This window comes from bacterium (assembly GCA_041648665.1).
Classification (GTDB): Bacteria; UBA10199; UBA10199; order 2-02-FULL-44-16; family JAAZCA01; genus JAFGMW01.
Map to the genome: position 1 here is coordinate 1 of JBAZOP010000129.1, position 6,090 is coordinate 6,090.

The following is a 6,090-nucleotide window of genomic DNA, read 5'->3' on the forward strand; positions in this document are numbered from 1 at the left end:
GGTACATGAAGTCGGCCTCGTAGCGCATGAACCCGCCGTGCGCGTCTTTGTCCACGATGATGAACGTAGGATGCGCTTGCAAGTTGGCGATCTGCCCCGCCTGCTCCAGCATCTTGAGCTCGCCATAGCGCGCGGCCTCGGCCTTGCTGTCGAATGAGATCCCATCAACTACCGTCGGCACGTTGTGGTACTTGCTCGCCTTGTGCCCTTCGCCTATGCCTAGCCGCTTGATGGTGGCGGCGTCTTTGCCGTGGATCACGGGCTTGCTGTAGGTGGTCATGCTTGCCCCCTTGCCTGTTGCTCTAGGCGGAATCGGCCACAGCGATGCGCTAGGTTCACTAGCCCCAGGGCGCCTTGGGTGTTCTTGTCAACGTATAGCTCGCGTGGCTCCACGGCGCGCTCCGGGTCCGGGTCATCCTCTAGCGGCGAATGGAGGATGCACACCTGGTTACTGTAGGCTTCGATCATGCCCGAACCGTATAGGTCCGTCAGCATGGCCCGGCCAGACTTGCGTTGCTTGAGGTCGCGTGTCACCTGGCAACCCAGGAGCACCGGAAAGCTCAAGCGCTCAGCCGCGTCTTTGATGTGCGCCACTTGCCCGCCGATGATGCTTGACTCGTTACGATAGCGGCTATCGGGCATGGCCAGCTTTTGCAGGTAGTCGATGATGACAATATCGGCCTTGCCCTCTGCCTGTAGCCTTGCGGCGTCGGCCACGATGCGCTCTGCGCTCCAGCCGGGGCAATGGATGTACGTCATGTTCTTTTGCCACTGGCGTATCGTGTCCGTGGCCCGCTCTACCTCTAGCCCGTGCTCGCCTTTTCGCAGCTCGTCATAGGGTACGCCGGACCAACGCGCCATGCGCCTGTCTAGCATGAACTGGTGGGATAGCTCCAGATGGTAGAAGGCGATGGCCTTGTTGCGCTGGGCGTTGTATTCGGCCACGTTTTCCATCCAGATGGTTTTACCGATACCTGGTCGGGCGGCTATCACCTGCACCATGCCCACGTCCAGGGCGATCAGCAGGCGGTTTACGTCGCTCCAGGGCGTTGTCACCAAAGCGAACGGGTCGCGCTTGAGCTGGTCCTGGCGCTCTTGCTGCCTGACGAGGTAGTCTAGCAACGCCTCGTCTGTGCCGTATAGGTGGCTATGCTCATCCTCTACCTGGACGGCCTTGCCGAACGTCTCCGCCGCCGTCTGCTGTAGCGCGTCGCGCGTGCCCTCGTGGTTGTAGCTTGCGGTGATGATGCTCGTACAAGCCGTAATCAGGTTGCGCCGGAAGGCCAGGTCGCGCACGTCGCGCGCGTAATCCGCGGCGTAGATCGTCGTTGGCAGCAGGGCCACCATGCGGGATAGCTCCGCGCGCCCGCCGATGTAGTCCAGGGCGTTGCCCATCTTGCCGTTCACCTGCTCTAGCGCGTTGCCGACGGTAACGAGATCCACGGCCTCACCTTTGGCCGCCAAGCGCTGGATAACCTTGTAAACCAGTTTATGGCCGGGCGTGTAAAAATCCTCTGGCACTAGGCCCGTGCCGCCGACCCTTAGAATAGCGTCGGGGTCAATGAGCAGCGATGCTATCAGGTTCTCTTCGGTTTGTCTGCTGTTCGGTAGCTCTGGCGTTGTGCCCATTGCCGTCCTCCTTGGCTGTCGTCAATTCTTGAGTCCAGTCCTCAGTAACGATAGGCGGGCGGGGTGGGCCCGGACTGGCGCGTGGGGGGGATGCTTGCTTGCCCGTCGCCTTGAGAGCGTCTATCCCGTTGCGTATCTCATCTAGGCGCGGGGGCCTTGTATTGCCCGTTCTGGCATCTAGGCCGGGGAAGGTCGTGTACCACTTGCCGCCTTGCCCGTACAGTTCCACTATCTGTTCTGGCTCGTGCCCCGCCCTGCCTAGCACATTGGCCGCGGTGTTAATCTGCCAAAAGTGCTTGCTGTCTATGGTGTCTGGATTCATTTCGCATACACGTGCGATAGCCAGCCCCAAAGATGACAAGACTTTTTGCTTTGACGTGGCGGGCTTCTTTGGTTCGTCGGTGACGCGCTCCGCCGAAGGCGATGTATTATCTGTCTCTGTATCTGACTCTGACTCTAGGCTCGTTACATCATCTTGTAACGGCGTTACATCCTCGTTACGCGGTGCGAGGAATTTGTCTCGGTGTCGTTTCACACGCTCCGCAACGGCGATATGTCCATCCGATGGCGCCCGTCTCTGGCGCTTGGCGTAGTTGGGCAGCCACAGAATACCATCGCGCTCTTCTACCATGCCGCGCTCTTCTAATGCGGCCAGCGCGTCGTTTAGTTCGTCCTTGGTACAGCGAATGCTCCAAGCCACGCGCGCGATGGTGTCAAGCTCTCCCGTCTCTAAGTCGTTCTCGTCTCTGGCGTCTATCTCGCCGGCCAGCGCCAGCAGCATCATCCACACGCCCTTTTGCGCTAGCGTCAATTCTCCCATGGTAGGATCGCGGTTGATTTCGGTGTAGAGCTTGACCCACGTTTTCATGCTAGTTACCACCTATCGCAAACGCGGGCCCAGTAGTTGCGCCCAGTTGCCCACGCAGGGCGTTAAAGATGGGAGTAAGGTCCGCCTGGTTGTACCATCGCTTGTTGCCGGGCTGCTTGGGGCGGTCCATCTTGAGAGTAACGTCGATTGTGCCCCTGGGCGCTGCGCCCCGAAACTCGCGCTTGTACTCAGTTCGTGCCCTTGAGTATGGGTTATCCGTGTATAGGGCGATGCGTAAGGGATTTCCATTCAGCGTAGGCCATACGGTAATATCCGTCTTTCCCACGGCGTCGGCTACAGTGTCAATCACGCACTTGTCAAAGCGCCCCGTCTCTACCAAGAGCGCCCACACGTGCAAGCTATCTATGGCCGATGGGTAGAAGTTGCGATACAGGCGGGCCCCAAGCCCGTCTATCTGCGCTTGCGTGAATTTGTGTCGTGACTCTGCCCATTCCTGCCACGCGAAACTTAGATATGCCTGTTGCGTGAACAGGTCGCCAGTCTTGGTTAGCAGCCTGAAAAAGACGGCTATGGCTGGGGTGGGCGTCAAGACGTTTCCTTCTCCGTTAGCAACGCTGCGCTCCGGCCACTCCAGAGGATGGTTTGCGCAGTAGTTCTCTATGGCATCGCTCGAAATGTACAGGAGCGCCGTCTCTTTCATGTCATGCCTCAGCAATGAGTAAATAGCGTTCGAGCCGTGCCAGCCGTCGCGCTTTGCGAAACTTGGTTACAATGTCGGGGTGTACCTGCTGGGTAGATAGTGGCGCTTGGATATGACGAACCATCTTCCATCCGGCGCCCTGGAGTTGATTAGCGTAGGCCCATAGGAATATGCCCTGTTCCTTGCCCGTGTCGTCATCCCAGTCGCTCATGAGAAACGCGATCTTCGTGCCAGGGCGTACCATCTTGCGGAGCTGCCCAAGACGCACATTGAAAAAGTCCAAGTATCCGGCGGGCCCTAGCTTGCTAATCGAGCCTTCGATATAGCCATCCTCGCCAATGTTCATGCTGTCCATCTTGCGAAAGTATGGGGGGTCCCAGAATATCAGGTCGGCCTTTTTCACACGCTCGGGCCATCCGTCTTGGGCTATGTCGTGAAGGATCACGTCGGGCCGATTGTGGCGGGCATCTATGTCATAGGCGTAGCACTTGCGCCCCATGGCAAGGCAAACGTCAAGTGTTGTTCCGCTGCCCACCATAGGATCAACTACCATCGCCCCCGGCTCCGTGTAAAAGTAGAGCACGTGGGCTATCAGTTCGCCGGGGATGCGCCCAGGGTGCTTTGCTCCAAACAGGTCGTGGCACTTGCCAAAGTTCCACACGTCATAGGGCTGTATGGCAATCCCTAAGCGCTCCAGACGTTCGGCGTCCGTGCGCCCTTCCAGGTCGATAGCCCATACCAGGATCAGCGGCATGTTGTAGCGTTCGGCTACGTCTAGGTGGGGATGGCCCTCGGCCAGCAGTTTCCTTACCGTCTTTTTCAAGTCTGAAAATTCCGGTAAAATCGTGTCCGAAACGGTTCGCTGATTTAGGCCGATGGATTGCCCAATCTCTTCCTGTGTCCATCCCAAAAGATTCAGCCGAAGCGCCGTCATCTTCTGCGCCTCTTTGCGGCGCGCCAGAATGTCGGCTACGTAGTCATGGGCTGAACCCATAGAGATAGCCAAAAGGTCTTTGAGGTTCTGAAGGATGAACTCGGGGTTTTCCTCGTACACTTCACGCGCTACGGCCTTGCGTTCGGCATTGCTGATTCTGTCCCCGTGCTTGACGCTTAGGCTAGCGGCGTAGAGTTTGGCTGGAACGCCGACGGGGATTTCGTGAAACTCGACGGGTACTTCGTCCAGGGCGGGCGCCCATCCATCGGCGTTTATGCCGTCCAGGGCTGGCTGTGCTAGGTGCTCCTGGTAGAGCGCGGCGTACTTCTGGTATGCCTTCCAACGATGCACCCCGTCTAGCAGCCGGTTCGTTCCCTGCTCCAGAACTAGTGGCGGGAACTGCGCGCCCCCTTTGAGCGCATCGGCGTAAGTGTCGATAGTGTGCGTGTTCCATTTCTCACGCGGGTAAACACTGGGGTCCCATACGATGGCATCTACCTTGATGGTCTGCATTGCTCCCCTACTTCCCTACAAACTCGGTGACTCGACTCACCCAATTCGTGCTATAATGCGTGTGTGCCTGGTGGCTAGTCCGCGCCTTCGGGTATCTGGCTAGCGTTACTCCGCAAGGACTCCCAGGCATAGTCCCTCTCGTGCTTTCGAGCGCGAGATGCGAGGCCGCTGTAAAAGGCGGCCTCTGCTGTTTGTTGGCACTAAAAGGCAACGCGCCGCCATCGTTGTCTGGGTTGTCGGGGTAGACTGAATGCACTAACGAGGAGTTAGCACATCCCCCAGGAACAATAGCAGCGCGTTGCCTTCTAATGGTATACGTTTTCATTAAAAAAGAAAACTCCTACGTTACCGCGCATTCAGTCCCCCGACTGCCTACCAGTATATCATAACGCCACGCGTCTGTCAATAGCGTTCAAGCGTCTTGCGTTACGTCTCAAAGCGCCGCCGCGTGTCGGGCGCGGGTGGTCCTCCCCGGCGCTGGATTCATCTCTGCTTGTGCCACGGAGTAGGGCCGTTGCGCCGCGCGTCAATCTTGGCTTGTGCAATGGCCTTGCTCACCGGGCACTCTGCCGTGTGGATGATGCTGGCTGGCTCGTGGCCGACTCGGTAGCAATGGCGACACGAATACTTGCCCAGCAGAATCAAGTCGTCCTCGTCTCTGAATAGACACCATTCAGGTATCACCCCGCCACCTCCGGCGCCATCTCTCTCTCATCCACCCAGGCGCAAAAGTGATAGACCAGGTATCTCGTCTCGATAGCCCCCATGTGGCAGGCGTCGCCCTTGTGCTCGCAGCGCAGGCAATACTCGTCACCGAACACGCCGCTATCGCTCCACTCTGGCAGGCGACACCGATAGTCCGTCAAGTCGGCCAAGCACAGGCCGCCGCGCTTGAGAATGGCGGCCTCTTCGTCGCTGATAGTGCGTGTCACATCGCACCGCCCTTCACGCCCATGCGCCCCCAAGCGGTTTGCGTATCCGTGGCGTAGCGGGCGTTGGCCTGCTCCAGCGTCAAGCGCTCGCGCAGGTAGCCCATAGCACCCCGCATGGTCTCCAGGTTCTCCGCGGCCTTTTGTGCAAAGACCGTATGCCGCTCGATACTCTGTTGCAGCTCCCCATAGGTGTAGCGGTAGTGTAGCCCGCCGCGCTCTACAATAACCGTGTCCCCGTCCATCTGGTACCTTACGCTATCCATCTCACCACCTCCGCAATTACCGCACTAGCGCCGACGATCAGCAGCGCAAGCATCGCTGCGCAGCCGCCGACCCAACTCGTACCGCCGTCACCTGCATCGTCGCCCTTGGGTATTGCTATCGCGCTCTTGGGGTTGTCTCTGTCGCTCATCGTCTCATCTCCCAGTTTGTCCGTACTTTGTCCGATATTGTCCGATCCCCACCGCGCCGCCGTTAGGCTATGTCGGATGTGCTGGTTCCGCTCAGCGCAGCGCGAGCGGCGCAGCGGGGTGAATCCTACATCGTCAACTGC

General features: G+C 58.7%; 9 protein-coding genes. All 9 read right to left on the reverse strand.

Annotation, left to right across the window (positions count from 1 at the left end):
* Nucleotides 1-280: DUF1064 domain-containing protein (locus tag WC683_18885; GenBank protein MFA4974677.1), on the reverse strand; the 280-nt coding region annotated here is incomplete at its 3' end.
* Nucleotides 277-1,629 (reverse strand): replicative DNA helicase, encoded by a 1,353-nt coding sequence (locus tag WC683_18890; protein ID MFA4974678.1) that lies wholly within the window; start codon nt 1,627-1,629, stop codon nt 277-279. The genes WC683_18885 and WC683_18890, both read right to left, overlap by 4 nt.
* Complete coding sequence (locus tag WC683_18895; GenBank protein ID MFA4974679.1) at nt 1,559-2,497, reverse strand: hypothetical protein; 939 nt, start codon at nt 2,495-2,497, stop codon at nt 1,559-1,561. Before WC683_18895 ends, WC683_18890 begins: the two co-directional genes overlap by 71 nt.
* A 1-nt stretch (nt 2,498) precedes the next feature.
* Nucleotides 2,499-3,173: a hypothetical protein gene (locus WC683_18900; protein MFA4974680.1), complete on the reverse strand. Its 675-nt coding sequence runs from the start codon at nt 3,171-3,173 to the stop codon at nt 2,499-2,501.
* The gene (locus tag WC683_18905; GenBank protein MFA4974681.1) at nt 3,160-4,605 is read right to left on the reverse strand and encodes a DNA methyltransferase; all 1,446 of its coding nucleotides are present in this window, start codon (nt 4,603-4,605) and stop codon (nt 3,160-3,162) included. Before WC683_18905 ends, WC683_18900 begins: the two co-directional genes overlap by 14 nt.
* Before the next feature lie 483 nt (nt 4,606-5,088).
* Entirely contained in the window at nt 5,089-5,289 is a 201-nt protein-coding gene (locus tag WC683_18910) for a hypothetical protein (protein MFA4974682.1), read from the reverse strand.
* Entirely contained in the window at nt 5,286-5,537 is a 252-nt protein-coding gene (locus tag WC683_18915; GenBank protein ID MFA4974683.1) for a hypothetical protein, read from the reverse strand. Before WC683_18915 ends, WC683_18910 begins: the two co-directional genes overlap by 4 nt.
* Nucleotides 5,534-5,800, reverse strand: coding sequence for a hypothetical protein (locus tag WC683_18920; protein MFA4974684.1), 267 nt, complete (start codon nt 5,798-5,800; stop codon nt 5,534-5,536). The genes WC683_18915 and WC683_18920 overlap by 4 nt, the downstream gene beginning before the upstream one ends.
* Nucleotides 5,788-6,090 (reverse strand): hypothetical protein (locus WC683_18925; GenBank protein MFA4974685.1); only part of this gene is annotated, 303 nt, incomplete at its 5' end. The genes WC683_18920 and WC683_18925, both read right to left, overlap by 13 nt.

Bases quoted from the DNA above. Each gene is read 5' to 3' on its own strand.
- WC683_18890 (MFA4974678.1), bottom strand. From the start codon at position 1,629: ATGGGCACAACGCCAGAGCTACCGAACAGCAGACAAACCGAAGAGAAC.
- WC683_18895 (MFA4974679.1), bottom strand. From the start codon at position 2,497: ATGAAAACGTGGGTCAAGCTCTACACCGAAATCAACCGCGATCCTACC.
- WC683_18905 (MFA4974681.1), bottom strand. From the start codon at position 4,605: ATGCAGACCATCAAGGTAGATGCCATCGTATGGGACCCCAGTGTTTAC.
- WC683_18920 (MFA4974684.1), bottom strand. From the start codon at position 5,800: ATGGATAGCGTAAGGTACCAGATGGACGGGGACACGGTTATTGTAGAG.